The 16,638-nt window shown below is 60.4% G+C and carries 17 protein-coding genes; 8 read left to right on the forward strand and 9 right to left on the reverse strand.

Translation table 11 applies throughout. From position 1 onward, the window contains the following. The first annotated feature begins 41 nt into the window (after positions 1 to 41). Both AC0VX3_RS14905 and AC0VX3_RS14910 read left to right on the forward strand, forming a co-directional pair. The gene (locus AC0VX3_RS14905) at positions 42 to 1,346 is read left to right on the forward strand and encodes a nucleotide sugar dehydrogenase (RefSeq protein WP_475521164.1); all 1,305 of its coding nucleotides are present in this window, start codon (positions 42 to 44) and stop codon (positions 1,344 to 1,346) included. Positions 1,347 to 1,530: 184 nt separating this feature from the next. After that, positions 1,531 to 1,965: a DUF4864 domain-containing protein gene (locus AC0VX3_RS14910; protein ID WP_475521165.1), complete on the forward strand. Its 435-nt coding sequence runs from the start codon at positions 1,531 to 1,533 to the stop codon at positions 1,963 to 1,965. A gap of 33 nt (positions 1,966 to 1,998) precedes the next feature. Here the strand turns inward: AC0VX3_RS14910 and tgt are convergent, their stop codons facing one another. The 5 genes from tgt to coaD all read right to left on the reverse strand — a co-directional run bounded on the left by tgt (position 1,999) and on the right by coaD (position 6,049). Beyond that, on the reverse strand, positions 1,999 to 3,150 hold the full coding sequence (tgt, locus tag AC0VX3_RS14915) for a tRNA guanosine(34) transglycosylase Tgt (RefSeq protein ID WP_475521166.1): 1,152 nt from the start codon (positions 3,148 to 3,150) through the stop codon (positions 1,999 to 2,001). Next, a complete protein-coding gene (gene queA, locus AC0VX3_RS14920; protein ID WP_475521167.1) occupies positions 3,147 to 4,232 on the reverse strand; it encodes a tRNA preQ1(34) S-adenosylmethionine ribosyltransferase-isomerase QueA in 1,086 nt (361 codons plus the stop codon). Before queA ends, tgt begins: the two co-directional genes overlap by 4 nt. A gap of 198 nt (positions 4,233 to 4,430) precedes the next feature. Then, entirely contained in the window at positions 4,431 to 4,904 is a 474-nt protein-coding gene (locus tag AC0VX3_RS14925; protein WP_342895219.1) for a peptidylprolyl isomerase, read from the reverse strand. Positions 4,905 to 4,954: 50 nt separating this feature from the next. Then, complete coding sequence (locus AC0VX3_RS14930; protein WP_475525185.1) at positions 4,955 to 5,476, reverse strand: peptidylprolyl isomerase; 522 nt, start codon at positions 5,474 to 5,476, stop codon at positions 4,955 to 4,957. Between the two features lie 63 nt (positions 5,477 to 5,539). Continuing rightward, on the reverse strand, positions 5,540 to 6,049 hold the full coding sequence (coaD, locus tag AC0VX3_RS14935; protein ID WP_475521168.1) for a pantetheine-phosphate adenylyltransferase: 510 nt from the start codon (positions 6,047 to 6,049) through the stop codon (positions 5,540 to 5,542). A gap of 417 nt (positions 6,050 to 6,466) precedes the next feature. On the opposite strand from coaD, the gene AC0VX3_RS14940 reads away from it, so the two are divergent. Continuing rightward, the gene (locus AC0VX3_RS14940; protein ID WP_475521169.1) at positions 6,467 to 6,883 is read left to right on the forward strand and encodes a phosphopantetheine adenylyltransferase; all 417 of its coding nucleotides are present in this window, start codon (positions 6,467 to 6,469) and stop codon (positions 6,881 to 6,883) included. Positions 6,884 to 6,976: 93 nt separating this feature from the next. Here AC0VX3_RS14940 and gyrA read toward each other — a convergent pair whose 3' ends face one another. After that, positions 6,977 to 9,790: a DNA gyrase subunit A gene (gyrA, locus tag AC0VX3_RS14945; protein WP_475521170.1), complete on the reverse strand. Its 2,814-nt coding sequence runs from the start codon at positions 9,788 to 9,790 to the stop codon at positions 6,977 to 6,979. 227 nt (positions 9,791 to 10,017) lie between these two features. Here gyrA and AC0VX3_RS14950 point away from each other — a divergent pair, with 227 nt between their 5' ends. The 3 genes from AC0VX3_RS14950 to AC0VX3_RS14960 all read left to right on the forward strand — a co-directional run bounded on the left by AC0VX3_RS14950 (position 10,018) and on the right by AC0VX3_RS14960 (position 12,558). Continuing rightward, the gene (locus AC0VX3_RS14950; RefSeq protein ID WP_342895223.1) at positions 10,018 to 10,653 is read left to right on the forward strand and encodes a MarC family protein; all 636 of its coding nucleotides are present in this window, start codon (positions 10,018 to 10,020) and stop codon (positions 10,651 to 10,653) included. A 200-nt stretch (positions 10,654 to 10,853) separates the two neighbouring features. Next, the gene (locus AC0VX3_RS14955) at positions 10,854 to 11,600 is read left to right on the forward strand and encodes a PEP-CTERM/exosortase system-associated acyltransferase (protein ID WP_475521171.1); all 747 of its coding nucleotides are present in this window, start codon (positions 10,854 to 10,856) and stop codon (positions 11,598 to 11,600) included. Positions 11,601 to 11,649: 49 nt separating this feature from the next. After that, the gene (locus tag AC0VX3_RS14960; RefSeq protein ID WP_475521172.1) at positions 11,650 to 12,558 is read left to right on the forward strand and encodes a ThiF family adenylyltransferase; all 909 of its coding nucleotides are present in this window, start codon (positions 11,650 to 11,652) and stop codon (positions 12,556 to 12,558) included. 27 nt (positions 12,559 to 12,585) lie between these two features. Here AC0VX3_RS14960 and AC0VX3_RS14965 read toward each other — a convergent pair whose 3' ends face one another. Next, positions 12,586 to 12,894, reverse strand: coding sequence for a hypothetical protein (locus AC0VX3_RS14965; protein WP_342895226.1), 309 nt, complete (start codon positions 12,892 to 12,894; stop codon positions 12,586 to 12,588). Between the two features lie 201 nt (positions 12,895 to 13,095). Between AC0VX3_RS14965 and AC0VX3_RS14970 the strand changes: the two genes are divergently transcribed. Both AC0VX3_RS14970 and AC0VX3_RS14975 read left to right on the forward strand, forming a co-directional pair. Next, on the forward strand, positions 13,096 to 14,058 hold the full coding sequence (locus tag AC0VX3_RS14970) for a cation diffusion facilitator family transporter (RefSeq protein ID WP_475521173.1): 963 nt from the start codon (positions 13,096 to 13,098) through the stop codon (positions 14,056 to 14,058). Positions 14,059 to 14,124: 66 nt separating this feature from the next. After that, positions 14,125 to 14,457, forward strand: coding sequence for a TraR/DksA family transcriptional regulator (locus tag AC0VX3_RS14975; RefSeq protein ID WP_342895228.1), 333 nt, complete (start codon positions 14,125 to 14,127; stop codon positions 14,455 to 14,457). On the opposite strand, the gene AC0VX3_RS14980 is transcribed toward AC0VX3_RS14975, so the two are convergent. Both AC0VX3_RS14980 and guaA read right to left on the reverse strand, forming a co-directional pair. After that, complete coding sequence (locus AC0VX3_RS14980) at positions 14,441 to 14,974, reverse strand: hypothetical protein (protein ID WP_475521174.1); 534 nt, start codon at positions 14,972 to 14,974, stop codon at positions 14,441 to 14,443. The two genes, AC0VX3_RS14975 and AC0VX3_RS14980, sit on opposite strands and share 17 nt — an antisense overlap. Before the next feature lie 89 nt (positions 14,975 to 15,063). Beyond that, positions 15,064 to 16,635: a glutamine-hydrolyzing GMP synthase gene (gene guaA / locus AC0VX3_RS14985; RefSeq protein WP_475521175.1), complete on the reverse strand. Its 1,572-nt coding sequence runs from the start codon at positions 16,633 to 16,635 to the stop codon at positions 15,064 to 15,066. Positions 16,636 to 16,638 lie beyond the last annotated feature (3 nt).

Here is a 16,638-nt window from a genome sequence, read left to right on the forward strand (position 1 = left end):
TTTTTCCGGCCCCGTCGTTCTGGCCCCATTGCGGAAGTCACATGCCCGACCCCGATCTCAAATCCCTGAAAATCGCCGTTATTGGCCTTGGTTATGTCGGGCTGCCGGTCGCCGCCGCATTCGCTGCGCGCGGCTTCGATACGCTCGGGTTCGACATCAACCGCAGGCGTCTGGAAGAACTGCGTCAGGGACGCGACAGCACGTCGTCGATTGCACCTGACGAATTGAGGCAACAGACGCTGTCTCTTTCCGCCGATGAAACCAGTCTCCGCGACAGGGACATACTGATCGTCGCCGTGCCGACGCCGGTCGACGATGTCAAGCGGCCGGACCTGTCCCCATTCATTGCGGCAGCCGGAACCGCCGGGAGAAACCTGAAACCCGGAGCGATCGTGGTTTTCGAGTCGACCGTCTTTCCGGGAGCGACGGAAGAAGTCGCGGTGCCGGTCCTGGAAGGCGCCTCGGGGCTCAAGCTGGGTCACGGGTTCGAGGTCGGATATTCGCCCGAAAGGATCAATCCCGGCGATACCGCACGCGGCTTTTCCGACATTACCAAAATCGTTTCGGCGTCCACGGTCAGGGCGGCGGATCTGCTGGTTGCGGTGTATGGCGCCGTGGTCGATGCCGGCATTCACCTCGCCCCGTCCATCAAGGTGGCGGAAGCCGCCAAGGTGATCGAAAACACGCAGCGCGATCTCAACATCGCCCTGATGAACGAACTCGCCATGCTGTTTCATCAAATGGGCATCGATACCAGGGACGTGTTGACGGGAGCCGGCACCAAGTGGAATTTCCTGCCTTTCCAGCCTGGTCTTGTCGGTGGCCACTGCATTGGTGTCGATCCCTATTATCTGACCCACAAGGCCCATGAAATCGGCATGACACCGCAGGTCATTCTGGCCGGCCGCGGCACCAATGAAGCCATGCCGGCATTTGTCGCCGGCAAGATTGTTCAGGAATGCGTCAAACTGGGTCTGCCCATGCCGCCGAGGGTGGCCGTTCTCGGATTGACCTACAAGGCCGATGTTCCCGACACCCGCAATTCCAAGGTTGTTGACCTGGTAAGGGAACTGGAACGGTTCGGAGCCCGGGTTCAGGTGCATGACCCTCTCGCCGACGCGGAGGCGGTCACCTCTGAATATGGAATCACCTTGTGCGCGCAAGAGGCTCTGGAAGGATCGGATGCGGTGGTTCTGGCGGTGCCGCATGCGCATTTTTGTCAGGATGGCACCGGCTGGCACACGGTAACCCGCGTCCTGAAGGACGGACAGGGCCTGGTTGCCGACATTCCCGCCGTGCTTGACAGGAACGCCCTGCCCGACGGTGTCAGTCTCTGGCGCCTTTGAAATCACTGGATTGTTTCCGGTGCAAACAAATTTCATGCGCCGGCAAATGGTGTTTCCGATGCTCCCGCAAAGGCTTTTCACACTGAATGATCGGCGTCTGACGCAGGGGATATCCTGATTTCAGTAAACCGAAGTGAGAATTGCGCCGTATACTGGCCACGTTTCGAAAAGGGAGACATCGGCCATGGTTCACGCTTGTTTCTGGAAATCAGCCGTCGCGGGTGCCGCGCTCGCGCTCTTGACGGTCGGCGCCGTCAGTGCGGATGACGGCTTCGACGGCAGCGCGCTTCAAAGAGTCATCAAAAACCAGATGAATGCCTTTGCATCGGGCAATGCAAAAGCGGCCTTCGGCTTCGCGACCAGATCGCTTCAGCAACAATTCCAGACACCTGAATTCTTCATGGAAATGGTCCGCCAGGGCTACAGACCGGTCTACCAGCCGCAGGACGTTACCTTTGGCCGCTCCAAAATGACCGGTCAGGGGCCGACCCAGGAAGTCTTTGTGACCGGTCCGCAGGGAGACCAATGGCTGGCCCTGTACAGTTTTGAACAGCAGAGTGACGGCAGCTGGCGGATTTCCGGCTGTTACCTGACCAAATCGACAGGGTTCGCTGCCTGAACGAACAGGCCGGGGTTCCTCCCTCGAAGCGGTTCAGAGCGCCGCGATATCGCCCTTTGCCCAGTCTTCCTTGGTGCGGGCGTAGAAATCGTCGAACGTGCCTGTTTCGATGGCATCGCGCAAGCCCTGCATCAGAACCTGATAATAGGCGATGTTGTTCCAGGTCAGCAGCATGCCAGCAAGGCCCTCGCCCGCCCGCACAAGATGATGGAGATAGGCACGGCTGTAAACGCTGGAGGCCGGGCAGCCGCTGTCCGCGTCGAGTGGTCTCGGGTCGTCCTGATGGCGGGCGTTCTTGAGATTGACCTTGCCGAAGCGGGTATAAGCCAGTCCATGGCGTCCGGCGCGCGTCGGCATCACGCAATCGAACTGGTCGATGCCCCGTTTCACGCTTTCCAGGAGATCGTCGGGTGTGCCGACGCCCATCAGATAACGCGGTTTGTCCACTGGCATCACCGGTGTGGTGATGTCCAGCATCCGCAGCATCACGTCCTGGGGCTCGCCGACAGCCAACCCTCCCACAGAATAGCCCTCGAACGGCATTTTTCCGAGTTCTTGCGCCGAACGGATACGCAGGTCCGGCTGATCACCGCCCTGGACAATGCCGTAGAGCCCCTGCCCCTTGCCCGGTCCGCCCATCCGTTCGAACTGGCTGCGTGACCGCTCCGCCCATCTCAGGGACAGTTCCATCGCCCGCTCGATTTCTTCCTTCGGGCTCGGCAGTCTGATGCATTCATCCAGTTGCATCTGGATATCGGACCCGAGCAGGCCCTGGATTTCGACGGATCTCTCCGGTGTCAGGTGGTGCTTGCTTCCATCGATATGGCTCTGAAAGCGGACGCCGTCCTCGTCGAGCTTGCGCAATTGCGCAAGCGACATCACCTGGAAGCCGCCGCTGTCCGTCAAAATCGTATGCGGCCAGTTCATGAAGGTGTGCAGGCCACCCAGCCGGGCGACCCGTTCCGCCGTCGGCCGCAGCATCAGATGATACGTGTTGCCGAGAACGACGTCGGCGCCGGTCTCGCGCACCTGGTCCGGATACATGGCCTTCACGGTCGCCTGGGTCCCGACCGGCATGAATGCCGGTGTGCGCATCACACCATGCGGCGTGGTGATCTCGCCACGGCGTGCCATGCCGTCGGTCGCAATCAGCTTGAAGCCGAATTTCCGGGCAGTATCGGTCATTTTTGGTCCTCGGGCGCCGAATTCAGGGGGAACAGAAGCGAAGCGTCGCCATAACTGTAGAAGCGGTACTGTTCCCGGATGGCGTGGTCATAGGCTTCCCGCATGGTTTCCAGGCCGGAAAATGCCGAGACCAGCATGAAGAGTGTCGATCGGGGCAGGTGAAAATTGGTCATCAGCGCGTCTATCACCAGAAAGCGGTAGCCCGGTGTGATGAAGATCGAGGTTTCGCCCTTGAACGGGGCAATCGCGCCGCTTTGTCTCGCGGCACTCTCCAGTATCCGCAGTGATGTGGTGCCGACGCTGACAACCCTGTTGCCCCGCGCCTTCACGGCGCTGAGCGCCTGAGCCGTCTGGTCGGAGACCTCGCCCCATTCGGCATGCATCCTGTGATCGTTCGTGTCGTCGGCCTTGACGGGCAGAAAGGTGCCGGCCCCGACATGCAGCGTGACCCGGTGCTGTTCGATGCCGGCATCGTCCAGTGCCTGCAGTAGCTCGGGTGTAAAATGCAATCCGGCGGTTGGCGCCGCGACGGCGCCGTCCTTTTCCGCGAAGATCGTCTGGTAGTCCTTGCGGTCCTGAGCGTCTTCACCGCGCTTGTGGGCAATATAGGGTGGCAGCGGAATATGGCCGACTGCGGCTATCGCGGCATCGAGGTCCGGTCCGGACCTGTCGAAAACCAGCAGCACTTCGCCGCCATCGGACTTTCCGGCGACCTCGGCCGTCAACAGGCATCCGTCGGCTTCAAACCGGAGCGTATCTCCGATTTGCAGTTTCTTGGCCGGCCGTACGAAAGCCTGCCATCTGTCGGGGCCCGATCTCAGGTGAAGGGTCGCGCTGATGCCGGCGGAAATGTCACCGCGAAGGCGGACGCCTTCCAGTTGCGCCGGGATGACCCTGGTGTCGTTGAAGACCAGGGCATCGCCCCGCCGCAGCAGTCCGGGAAGGTCGCGCACGCTCCCGTCACACAGCACGTCTTGCGCTTCGGGCCGTACCACAAGCATCCGCGCGGCATCGCGCGGGCGCGCCGGACGCAGCGCGATCCGCTCGTTGGGAAGGTCAAAATCGAATTGATCGACGCGCATGGGCGCTCTTCCGGGACTGTTTCAAGGAAAAAATCGCCGATCCGCGCCGGTCTGCCGGTTCAGGCAGGACTACCGGATCGATCAGACAGCGGCTCTTAATGGCGGATCGGTGTCAGGTCAACCGGCCGCTGCGGTTCGCGGACAGCAGAACAGCGCGGAAATCCTGTCCGCGCTGTTCAAAAATCATCGTGTTCCGGATCAGGCGGCGTCGGCTGCCACCTTCAGGGAGACGATCGTGTCCGGATCGGTGACCGGCTCGCCGCGCTTGATATTGTCGATATTGTCCATGCCTTCGATCACTTCGCCCCAGGCCGTATACTGGCCGTCGAGCCAGGGAGCGTCGGTGAAGCAGATGAAGAACTGGCTGTCGCCGGAATTCGGATCCTGGGCACGGGCCATGGAACAGGTGCCGCGCACATGCTTGTGCTTGCTGAATTCGGCGGGCAGCTTCTTGCCGGAACCGCCGGTGCCGGTGCCCTGCGGGCACCCTGTCTGGGCCATGAATCCGTCAATGACGCGGTGGAAGACGATCCCGTCGTAGAAACCTTCGCGCACGAGTTCCTTGATCCGCGCGACGTGACCGGGGGCCAGGTCGGGTTTCATCTCGATCACGACGGACCCTTTGCTGGTTTCCATCAGCAAGGTGTTCTCGGCGTCTTTGATATCGGCCATCTGGTAATCTCCTGGTGTCGTTTAACTGGGGTTATTCGTATCAGGGGGTATCACTGAGCGTCCGCGGCAACCTGCATTCTGACGATCTTGTCCGGATTTGCAGGCGGTTCGCCGCGGGTGATGCTGTCGACGTGGTTCATGCCGTCGACGACTTCTCCGAACACGGTGTAGTTGCCGTTCAGGAAATCGCCATCGGCGAACATGATGAAGAACTGCGAGTTGGCGCTGTCGGGACTGGCTGCGCGGGCCATGCCAAGGGTGCCGCGCTTGAAGGGTGTGCTCGAGAACTCCGCCTTGATATCGGGTTCACTGGAGCCACCCCGGCCCGTTCCGGTCGGGTCCCCGGTCTGGGCCATGAACCCGTCAATGACGCGATGGAAAACGATCCCGTCGTAAAAGCCTTCGCGGGCGAGCTTCTTGATGCGCGCGACGTGGTTCGGTGCAAGGTCGGGACGCAACTGGATGACGACGCGGCCGTCCTTCAGGTCCAGATACAGGGTGTTTTCAGGATCGGTTCCCTGTGCGCCGGCAGTCAGCGGCGCAATCACAAGGGACGCCAGAAGGGCGAGCATTGAAAAAAGTCTTGGCACTGGAGGCTCCTAGAGTTCAGACCGCACGTGTGTCGCGGGTTCAGGTCATTTTCCGGCGGGTGTCGCGCGGCGTTTGAGCGGGTCGGCGACCGGTTCCGGAACGAATGCGGATATTTCGCCGCCCATCTTGGCGATTTGGCGCACCAACGTGGCCGTGATGTGGCGCACGCCCGGAGATGCGGGGAGAAATATGGTCCGGATCGTGGGTTCAAGGGTGCCGTTCATGCCAGCCATCTGCATTTCGTAGTCGAGATCGGTGCCGTCGCGCAGTCCGCGGACGAGAAAGGCCGCCTTCTGGGAGCGCGCCGTGTCGATGACGAGGTCGTCGAAGGCAATGACGTCGATGCGGCTCGCGTCCTGCGCGCTGAATTCGGCGCGGGCGGAGGCGTGAATCAGGTCGACACGTTCGTCAAAGGAAAACAGCGGCGACTTGCCAGGATGAATGCCGATCGCAACCACCACCTTGTCGGCCAGGGCAAGCGCCTGGCACAATATGTCCATGTGACCGTTGGTAACGGGATCGAAGGATCCCGGATAAAGAGCGATGCGAGTCATGTGTCCTTCCTTACTCCGCCTGCAACGGCCTCACAAGAGTAATACCAACCTCGACAAATAAGAACGCATATGACCGTGTCTGGAGACTGTTCAGCAAGAAGCAGGTCGCAGGGCGATATGGGTCCTTCGACGCCGCGGAACAGTCTCCAGACACGGCTTTCGGTGGCCTGTTCCGGCCCGCCGGACGGCGTTGCACCGCTTGAACGGCCAACCAGGCCGTCCTGCGCAGCGCGCCTGGCCGGCAAATAGGAACAGTGCCATCAGATGGGTTCTTATTTGTTGAGGTTTGTATAAGGCGGGGTGTTCGGGGAGTTTTGCCAACAACTGACAAACTGTGACGGCCGTCACATCGCTCTTTCTTCCCATCCGTCAATGTGGATCCATCGAAAACAGTTGGCGTGAGCAGGAGCCAGGACGATGAGGAGCAGCAGAACTTTCAACCGGACCGCAAGTCAGACGGCGCCGAATTCCTTTGCCATCCGCGCGGAGGCCGCCGACAAGGCCGTCCATGTCAAGATGGCCGCCGTCTTCTTGCTGGCCCTGATAACGATGATCGCAGCGGGTGTCATGACCCTGCACCCGAGCAATGCGTCCCAGGCGGAAGACCTGAAGAACCTGGCAACCCAGGGGGTGATGGTGAACAAGGGCGACCGGATCGCCGCCTCTTCGGAAACCACGACATGCCGGGGCGAAACATGGGGTGCCTGGAGCGAAGGCTGTGCGGCTGCCCTGACCGGTGCGGATCGTGTGCGCAATGTTTCCTTCGTCACCGTCGAGAAATCCGCCCCGACCGTCAATGAAACCATTCTCGCGCGGTATCCCGTGACCGACTGACGATTTCCCGACCTCCCTCCCCGAAACGGCAAACAGCGGCTCAGGTTCCACCCTGGCCGCTGTTGTCGTTTTCTCAAGACATGCTCCGGATCGTCAGCTTTCCGGCTTTTCATCGCCTTCGGCCGGAGGTGTGCCGTCCGCACTGCCCGGATCGTTTTCGCCGGTCTGGCTCTCTTCCGCGGACGGCTCCTCACCTTCTTCGAACGTGTCGTCGTCATCCTCTTCGGAAATGCCTTCGACCGCCACGACCTTCTCGCCCTTCGCCGTCTTGAAGACGATGACGCCCTGCGTGGCCCGGCCCGCGATCCGGATGCCGTGAACCGGACACCTGATCAACTGACCGCCATCTGTCACCAGCATGATCTGATGGTTGTCCTCCACCGGGAAAGACGCCACCAGTCCGCCGTTGCGATCGTTGACAGCCATCGCGGTGATGCCTTTGCCGCCGCGGCCCGTCACGCGATACTCGAAGGACGAGGTCCGCTTGCCGTAACCGTTTTCCGAGATCGTCAGGATGATCTGTTCGGCGGCGCTCATCCGGGCGTAGAGTTCCTGGGAAAGTTCCCCGGCGACCACACCGTCCTCGTCGGCCGCCCCGCCGGTATCGTCGGCTTCGCCGCGCATCGCGCGTGAAAGTTTCAGATAGGCCGCGCGCTGTTCCGCATCCACGTCAATGTGATGAAGGATCTGCATGGAAATGATCTTGTCGTCATCCGCCAGCCTGATACCACGCACACCGACGGAGTTCCGGCCGGCGAAGACACGCACGTCGGTGGCCGGGAAGCGAATGCACTGGCCGAAATTGGTGGTCAGCATGACATCGTCATGTTCCGAACATGTATCGACACCGACAATGCCGTCGCCCTCCTCCAGCTTCATCGCGATCTTGCCGTTGCGGTTGATGCTGACGAAGTCGGACAGCTTGTTCCGGCGCACGGTGCCCCGCACGGTCGCGAACATCACATCGAGGTTCGCCCAGCTGTCCTCGTCCTCGGGCAGCGGCAGAATGGAGGTGATCTGTTCGTCCTGTTCCAGTGGCAACATGTTGACCAGGGCCTTGCCACGGGAGGTCGGACCGCCGAGCGGCAGGCGCCAGACCTTCATCTTGTAACAGATGCCGCGGGACGAGAAGAACAGGACGGGCGTGTGGGTGTTGGCCACGAACAGCCGCGTGACGAAATCCTCTTCCTTGGTCGCCATCCCGGAGCGGCCCTTGCCGCCGCGCCGCTGTGCCCGGTAGGTGGTCAGCGGAACCCGCTTGATGTAACCGCTGTGGGATACGGTCACCACCATGTCCTCGCGCTGGATCAGGTCTTCCTCATCGAAGTCCGGCCCGCCTTCGACGATTTCCGTCCTGCGAGGCGTCGCGAATTCTTCCCTGATCTCCAGCATCTCGTTGCGGATGATTTCCTGGATCCGCGCCCTGGAGCGCAGGATGTCGAGGAAATCGGAAATTTCGGCACCGATCTTGTTGAGTTCTTCCTCGATCTCGTCCCGGCCCATGGCCGTCAGGCGTTGCAGCCGGAGCTCCAGGATCGCCCGGGCCTGTTCCTCGGACAGCTTGTAGGTGCCGTCCTCGAGAACCATGTGGCGCGGATCGTCGATCAGCCGGATCAACGCGTCCACGTCCTGTGCCGGCCAGTTGCGCTCCATGAGTTGTCCGCGGGCGGTCGCCGGATCAGGCGCGCTGCGGATCAGCTTGATGATCTCGTCGATATTGGCAACCGCAATGCCGAGCCCGACCAGGATATGGGCCCGGTCGCGGGCTTTTTTCAAAAGGAACCGTGTCCTGCGCTGGACCACTTCCTCGCGGAAGGAAACGAATGCCCGCAGCATGTCGGACAGGTTCATCTGCTCCGGCTTACCACCGTTCAGCGCGACGATGTTGGCACCGAAGGAGGTCTGCAACTGGCTGAAGCGGTAAAGCTGGTTCAGGACAACATCCGGCACCGCGTCGCGTTTCAGCTCGATGACGACGCGCATGCCCGAGCGGTCGCTCTCATCGCGGATGTCGGAAATGCCTTCGACACGCTTGTCACGCACAAGTTCCGCGATCTTTTCGATCATCGTGGACTTGTTGACCTGATACGGGATCTCGGTGACGATCAGCGCGTTGCGGTCCTTGCGGACCTCTTCCACGTCGACCTTGGCCCTCATGACGACCGAACCGCGCCCCGTTTCATAGGCGTTGCGGATCCCGGCGCGGCCGAGGATCATGGCGCCGGTCGGAAAATCCGGACCGGGCACGATCTGCATCAGTTCTTCCAGCGACATGGCCGGGTTTTCCATGACCGCGATGGCGGCATCGATGACTTCACCCAGATTGTGCGGCGGAATGTTGGTGGCCATGCCGACCGCGATACCGCCGGCACCGTTGACCAGAAGGTTTGGAAACTTCGCCGGAAGGACAACCGGTTCGCTTTCGGAATTGTCGTAGTTTTCCTGGAAGTCGACCGTGTCCTTGTCGATGTCGTCCAGGAGCTTGTGGGCGACCTTTTCCAGCCGGCACTCGGTGTAGCGCATGGCCGCGGCCGGGTCGCCGTCGACAGAGCCGAAATTGCCCTGTCCGTCGATCAGAGGCAGGCGCAGCGAGAAGTTCTGCGCCATGCGGACCAGGGCATCGTAGATCGCGCTGTCGCCATGCGGGTGGTACTTACCCATGACGTCACCGACCACGCGGGCCGACTTGCGATAGGGCTTGTTCCACTCGTAGCCGTTTTCATGCATCGAATACAGGATGCGCCGATGAACCGGTTTCAGACCGTCGCGCACATCCGGAAGCGCGCGCGACACGATCACGCTCATGGCGTAATCGAGATAGCTCCGCTTCATTTCATCGACAATGGAGACCGGTTTGATATCCGACGGAAGACCGTCGGAAGGGGTGCTGTTGTCCTGGTCGGCCAAGGAAGACACTCATTTGATTGTTATTGCTGGCCCGTTTATATCCGATTCAACCGCCCCGTCCAAATTTGCGGCAGTTTACCGCCTAACTAATAAGCGTTTAGAAACAACGGGCTACAACAAGTATGCACAGGGGGGTGAAATGATTTTCGACACCCGGGTCGCTGCGCCCTCAAATCCCTTATAAAAATGTGGGAATCGCTCCTGAAACCTGGCCGCGGGAAACGGAAATGCTCGATTTTTACATCAACGCTTTCGCGACGCTTTTCGTGACCATAGATCCGGTCGGGCTGGCGCCGATGTTCCTGGCCGTAACAGCCGGAATGAGCCGGACGGACCGGCGCAAGGTTGCGATCCGGGCGACGGCGACGGCCGCGGCCATCCTCCTGGTTTTCTACGCCAGCGGTCAGACCGTTCTCAACGTTCTGGGCATCTCGGTAACCGCATTCCGTGTTTCGGGCGGCATACTTCTGTTTCTGATCGCGATCGAGATGATTTTCGGCAAACGGCAGGAACGCAAGGCCGAAACCGCCGAAAAGGCGGTCGAATCAGCCGACACGCATCACAGTACCCTGAACGAACTTGCGATTTTCCCGCTCGCAATCCCGCTGATAGCGGGACCGGCCGCGATTTCGGCGATCATCCTCCTGTCCGGAGAAGCTCCCGACACGCTCGCCTATGCGGGACTGGGCGGCGTCATCGCCGTCATTCTGATCAGTTGCCTGGGGGCGTTTCTGCTCGCCGACAAGATCGAACGCCTGCTCGGCGACACCGCTCAACTTGTGATCACGCGCCTGCTGGGTGTTCTTCTGGCCGCGCTCTCGGTGCAATTCGTTGCCGACGGGGTTCTGGCTTTCATTCAGTAAAGACATGATGGGCCGTTTATTGTCCGTCTAAGTTGTTTTACAGCTTCTGCGCGGCTGATAGCCGAAAAAGCCGATAGCAAACATGATCTTGTTAACAATGATTAGTTGGGTATTTATTTAAATTTCACAAAAATTATACGCGTTTGTTATCGGGCCTGCCTATTCGACCTGAGGTGACACAGGGCCAGGGGCGAAACAAGATGCATGGGATTTCCGAATTTTCACCGGCTCCGATTCTGGATCAGCAGCTCATTTTGCCGGACTACGTACCGGTCATTTGTCGTTCTTTTTCCGAGATCAACGAATGTCTTCGTCTCCGGTACACGGAATACTGCCTCTCGCGTGGCTGGGAGGATTCCACCAAGTTTCCGGAAGGCCTGGAAAGGGACCGCTACGACGATGACGCCGTCCATATTCTGCTCAAGGACACCGTGACCGGCGCGTCTGTCGGTACGGTTCGCATCATCTATCATGACACCGCCCGGGACACGGATCTGAGCCTGCCCAGTTTTGGGCTTGCGCACGGTTTCAGGGAGCATCTGCGGCCTCACCTGCAGTCGGACAGGGTCATTGAATTGTCGCGCCTGACTATGGCACGGGAAGTTTCGCGGCCTGTCAGCCGGGGGGATCTCGCCAGAGGCATCTTCCCGGCGCTGGCGCTCATCAAGGGAGTGCTGCGGGCCATTCTCCGGGACAATGTCGGTGTCGTCGTCATGACCGTGGCCCGCTCGCTGCAAAGGCTGCTCGAAAAGGCAGGTTTTTATTATCACGACGTCGGTATTCGCATTGAACACCGAGGCAAACGGTCGCCGCTGTTTCGCGAAATGACCCCGCTGATGGACGACCTTTATCATCACAACCGGACTGTCTGGCATTACATCACCGATGAGGGAGCCACCTGGCCCTCTCCGGATGCGACGTCGAATGGTGTTCGTCTCCTCGCCTGATGCTCTTGTTCAGCTCCGTATTTCAAATCACCAGCTGGGGAACCACAGGATGGAATCCATCGATGACAAGCAATTTTCCTACGAAGAAGCGTTTTCGCGCACCCTGGGCTGGATCACGCCGGAAGAACAAAACCGGTTGAAATCCAAGACGGTCGCAATCGCCGGACTGGGCGGTGTCGGTGGTGCCCATGCGATTACCCTCACCCGGCTGGGGATCTGCAAGTTCAAGCTTTGCGAGTTCGATGATTTCGATCTTCCCAACTTCAACCGCCAGTTCGGCGCCGGAGTTTCCACGCTCGGGTGCTCCAAGGCGGACGTGATTGTGGACCGGATCAGGGACATCAATCCCGAGGCCGAGATCGACGTCACACACACCCCGCTTCGGCCGCAGGACGCCGGCGTGTTCCTGGAAGGAGCGGATATCTACGTCGATTCAATCGATTTCTTTGCTCTCGATGTGCGCAGGGCCCTGTTCGCTCAAGCCCGCGTCAGCGGTATCCCGGCTTTGACGGCAGCTCCGATCGCCACAGGGTCCGCATGGATCATCTTCCAGCCCGATGGCATGTCCTTCGAGGACTATTTCGCTTTCGAAGAGGGCGAGACCGAACACAATTTCCTGCGCTTTGCCGTCGGGCTGGCGCCGAGAGGTTTGCACCTGCCCTATCTGGTTGACAGGTCCTATGTCGACTTTGTCCGCCGGAATGTGCCTTCAACGCCAATGAGCATTGTCGTCAGCGCCGGGGTTGCCTCGACAGAAGCCATGAAACTTCTGCTTGGCCGGCGCAACGTGCGTTCAGCACCATGGTTTCACCAGGTCGACGTCCTTGCCGGGCAGATGATCAGCCGGCGGGCGTGGTTCGGCGGACGCAATCCGATGCGCAGTCTCAAGGTTCACCTCGTAAAGCGGAAACTGCGCGGACAGCTCGGGCAAGGAGCCGGGACGGCCTCCGACACCTGACACGCGAATTGCTCCGGGTTCCGTCCCCTAACGCGGAAGCCGGAGTTCAAAGCTGTCAGGGGAAACGCCGTGGACGGTATCCCGCGCGCGGATGATCACCGTGTCCAGACCCTCGGGAACCGTCACGCCGGACAGCGACCGTGTGAAGGGTTGCTCGTTGACATGGGGATGGAGAAGCACGCGCTCTCCCAGCAGGTTGCCGTCCGGTGTCAGAACCTGCCACAGGTCCGCGTAGTGATCCCAGCCACTGTCCGCATGCTTGAGCGTGACGGAAAAGGTCCAGCTGTTGCCGGACATCTTTGCGGTCGCCCCGACAATGTCAACGTCTCCGGCCATTGACGGTTGCGCTCCGGAAACAGGAGCAAGGACCATGAACGCCAGTACAGCTATGCGAAACATTTGAAAAAGGTGCCTTTCCGGTGAACTGAAGTCGATCTCGGCAGTTTGCAAAGGATGCCAGCTTGATCAAAGTCACGATTGCGTCATAGGTTTCAACACATTGGTTGGGCTGGAAACCACAGGTCTCGGGAGACGACAATGGCCGGACACGGGTCTAAGAAGGTGATCTATGCGGCACTTGCCGGCAATGGGCTGATCGCCGTCACAAAATTTGCCGCCGCCGCCTACACAGGGTCGTCCGCAATGCTTTCGGAAGGCATTCACTCCCTCGTGGATACCGGCAACCAGGGACTGCTGCTTTACGGGCTGAAGAAATCCCGGCAGCCTGCGGACAAGCGGCATCCCTTCGGATACGGAGCAGAGCTTTACTTCTGGTCGTTTGTCGTCGCGATCCTGATCTTTGCGGTCGGTTCGGGTGTGTCGATCTATGAAGGCATTCAAAAGGTGCTGCACCCGCACCCGGTCTCCAGCCCTTATGTCGCTTATGTCGTGCTCGCCCTGGCGATGATCTTCGAGGCCGTGGCCTGGTGGATCGCCTACAAGGAATTCAACCAGGTGCGCGGCAAGAAGTCGATCATGGCTGCCGTGCGGGACAGCAAGGATCCGACGGTCTTTACCGTCCTGTTCGAGGACAGTGCGGCCATGCTCGGCCTGGTCGTCGCGTTCCTGGGCCTGCTCGGCGTTCAGTATCTCGGCCTGCCCTGGCTGGACGGGGCCGCTTCGATCATGATCGGGGTTATCCTGGCCGGAACGGCGGCACTGCTGGCCTATGAAACCAAGGGGCTTCTGATTGGAGAAGGCGCTTCGCCGGAGGTGCTTGCCAAGATCGAGTCGATCATCGGTGCAACACCGGCCATTCGGAACCTCAACGAAATCCGCACGCTTCATCGTGGCCCCCACGACATCCTGCTGGCGCTGTCGGTCGATTTCATCGACGAGGTCAAGGCCGGGACCGTCGAGGAGACCATTTATTCGCTTGAGCGGACCATCAAGATGCAGATACCGTCCGTGACCCGGCTGTTCATCGAAGTCCAGGCGGAGGAGCATCATGAGGAGATGCTTGCGGAGGAAAAGGCGGCGACCGGCCGGGACGACGCGTAATGCCTGGTCCCCGAAAAACTTGCGCCCCGGCAGCGGCATGGTCATTCTGATTGCCGGAGGAGTGCCATGCCAGACACACCGGACACGGTCCGTCAAACGTTGCTGTCGCTCAGGGACGAGTTGGAATCCTTGCGCGAAATTTCGGAAGAATCCCGGGCTCCGGTGGAACTCGACCAGCAATCGGTCGGCCGTTTGTCCCGCATGGACGCCCTTCAGGGCCAGGCCATGGCCCAGGCTTCCGAACGCCAGCGGCTGGCGCATATACAGCGGATCGACGCTGCCTTGCTGCGTCTCGACAAAGGCGACTACGGCGCATGTGCCGAATGTGGGGAACCGATCGCCGACAAACGCCTGAAAGCCGACCCGGCCGCTGCATTCTGCATCAATTGCGCGCGTTGATCCCGCCATCAACATGCCGGCGCAGACCCATCAGGAACCCCCTGACCCGCCGGTCTGTCTCATCGATCCTGAAGGACTTCAGATTGGCTTCGGTCCAGGTTTCTTCCGGTGTGAGGCGTGCTTTCAGGGCCGACAATCCGGCGCGTTCGTCGGTGTCCAGCGGCAGCCGTGCGGCCGTCTCCAGAAGCGAGAGCTGTTCATGGATGCGCCGGAGCACCGACAGGGCCGCGCCCATTCGCGCGCCGAGGGCGGCGTCGTCCCGCCAGGTGCGCCCTTGGAACACTTCCTGCGTGATGACCTGCCCCGCCCCATGGCAATCATAGGCGATACAGCCCTTGAACCCGAGCGCGTCACGCTGTGAAAACACCTGGCACCGGCCACAGCCATTCAGGTTCGGGCATGGTTCACCGGCTGCCTTGTCCAGTGCGAATGATTCCGATTTGTCGAAGGCAAAGACCACGCAGCACAGCGCGGCACAATTGGTGCAGTCGGGTTTCAGATCGGTCGATCGTGTCATCCGCCCGCCCCGTGCGCTTGCGGATTTCCGGTGGCTATGACTGCGAGATCAGGAACGGCCGGTTCGGGTGGCGTGTCGCCGGTCATTCCTCATTCCCACTCGATCGTGCCAGGGGGTTTTGAGGTGATGTCGTATGTGACCCGGTTGATCCCCTGAACCTCGTTGATCAGACGGGTCGCGGTTTCGCCGAGGAACTCGTGGCTGAAGGGGTAGTAGTCCGCCGTCATGCCGTCGACGGAGTTCACCGCGCGCAAGGCACAGGCAAAATCATAGGTGCGCCCGTCGCCCATAACGCCGACCGTCCTGACCGGAAGGATCGCCACGAAGGCCTGCCAGATCCGGTCATAAAGACCATGCTTGCGGATCTGGTCGATATAGACCGCATCCGCCTTGCGCAGGATCTCAAGCTTATCGCGTGTGATTTCACCCGGGCAGCGGATGGCAAGACCCGGTCCGGGGAACGGGTGACGGCCGATGAAATGATCGGGCAGGCCGAGTTCCCGGCCAAGTGCCCTCACCTCGTCCTTGAACAGTTCACGCAGCGGCTCGACCAGTTTCAGGCCCATTTTTTCCGGCAGGCCACCAACGTTGTGGTGCGACTTGATGGTCACCGACGGGCCGCCGGAAAAGCTGACGCTTTCGATGACGTTGGGATACAGCGTTCCCTGGGCGAGAAAGTCGGCGCCTTCGATGTCGTTGGCGTGTTTCTGGAAAACGTCGATGAACAGGCGGCCGATGATCTTGCGCTTGGTTTCGGGATCCGAAACACCGTCCAGTTCCCCGAGGAACAGATCGGATTCATCCGCGTGGATCAGTGGAATGTTGTAGTGATCCCGGAACATGGAGACCACTTCGTCTGCCTCGTTCAGACGCAACAGGCCGTGATCGACGAATACGCAGGTGAGCTGATCACCGATGGCCTCATGGATCAGGACGGCGGCGACCGAACTGTCGACTCCGCCGGACAAGCCGCAAATGACCTTCCTGTCGCCGACCTGCTCGCGGATTTTCGCAATCGCGTCATCGCGGTAGGCACCCATGGTCCAGTCGCCCGTGAACCCGGCAAGGCGCACGAAATTCTCGTAGAGTTTCTTGCCGTTCGGCGTGTGATGCACCTCCGGGTGAAACTGGACCGCATAGAAATGGCGCTCGATATCCGCGGTGATCGCGAAGGGGGCGTTCGGAGAAGTTCCGTAGACTTCAAAGCCGGGGGCCAGGCGGCTGACATGATCGCCATGGCTCATCCAGACCTGCTCCCTGCCGTCGGCGAACCAGCCTTCGAGAAGGTCGACTTTCGCGTCCACGGGGGTGACGATGGCCCGGCCGAATTCGGCGGTGCCGCCGCCGCCCGAGATCTTGCCGCCTTCAACCCGGCCGCCGAGTTGCTGCATCATGGCCTGCTGGCCGTAGCAGATCCCGAGAATCGGGACACCGAGCCGATAAACGCTTTCGGGCGGACGCGGCGAGCCTTCCCGGATCACCGAATCCGGTCCGCCGGAGAAGATCACGGCCCCTGGCGCGAAGGACGCCAGGAACGCATCCGTAACGTTCTGATAGGGATGGATTTCGCAATAGACATTGAGCTCGCGCAGACGCCGCGCGATCAGCTGCGTCACCTGGGAACCGAAGTCGATGATGAGAAGGCGTTGATGCTGGGTCATGGC

The sequence above is a fragment of the Roseibium sp. QJM3NY_11 genome, assembly GCF_056173175.1.